Here is a 788-nt window from a genome sequence, read left to right as displayed (position 1 = left end):
CCTGGGATTGCTTTTGATCACGAAATTCCGGAAGGGAACTCTTTGATGATTGACATTCATACCCATGCTTCTGCGCCGACCGTCCCACGGCTCGTGGCCCGGTCGCTCAGCCTCTCGTACCAACGGCACCCCGTCGCCGTCGATCTATCTATCGAGATCCCTCATGCAAGTTTCACCGTCATCGTCGGTCCAAACGCCTGCGGCAAGTCCACGCTACTCAAAGCACTCGCACGAACCCTGAAGCCGGTCGCGGGGAATGTACTTCTCGACAATCGCATGATCAATTCCCTACCAAGCAAGGTCGTCGCCCGGCAACTGGCCATGCTGCCGCAGAACCCGATCGCACCTGAGGGCATTACCGTCCGCGACTTGGTACGGCGAGGACGTTACCCCCATCAGGGCTTCTTCCGCCACTTCTCGGCAGAAGACGCGCGTGCCGTCGAAGCGGCCTTGGCTGTTACCCAGACAGCGGAGCTCGCCGACCGGGCCGTCGAGGAGCTTTCAGGGGGGCAACGGCAACGAGCGTGGATCGCTCTGGTCCTCGCCCAGGAAACCGACTTGCTGCTCCTCGACGAGCCCACAACATTCCTTGACATCGCTCATCAATACGAGGTGCTGAACTTGTGCGCGCGCTTGCACGAGGAGGGACGCACAGTGACGGTCGTGCTGCACGATCTGAACCAAGCGGCACGCTACGCGACCCACCTTGTCGTCATGAGTCACGGAAAAATCGTCGCGCAGGGGGATCCCACCGTGATTTTGACCACAGAACTCATCCAGAATGTCTT

The 788-nt window shown here is 59.6% G+C and carries 1 protein-coding gene; it reads left to right on the top strand.

Annotated elements, in window-relative coordinates; all coding sequences use genetic code 11:
• Positions 1-45: 45 nt before the first annotated feature.
• Positions 46-788 (top strand): ABC transporter ATP-binding protein (locus tag JF66_RS19650; protein ID WP_035880575.1); only part of this gene is annotated, 743 nt, incomplete at its 3' end.

Origin of the sequence: Cryobacterium sp. MLB-32 (genome assembly GCF_000738085.1) — a bacterium.
In the GTDB taxonomy this organism is placed as follows: Bacteria; Actinomycetota; Actinomycetes; order Actinomycetales; family Microbacteriaceae; genus Cryobacterium.
This window is presented reverse-complemented; position numbering and strand designations above follow the sequence as displayed.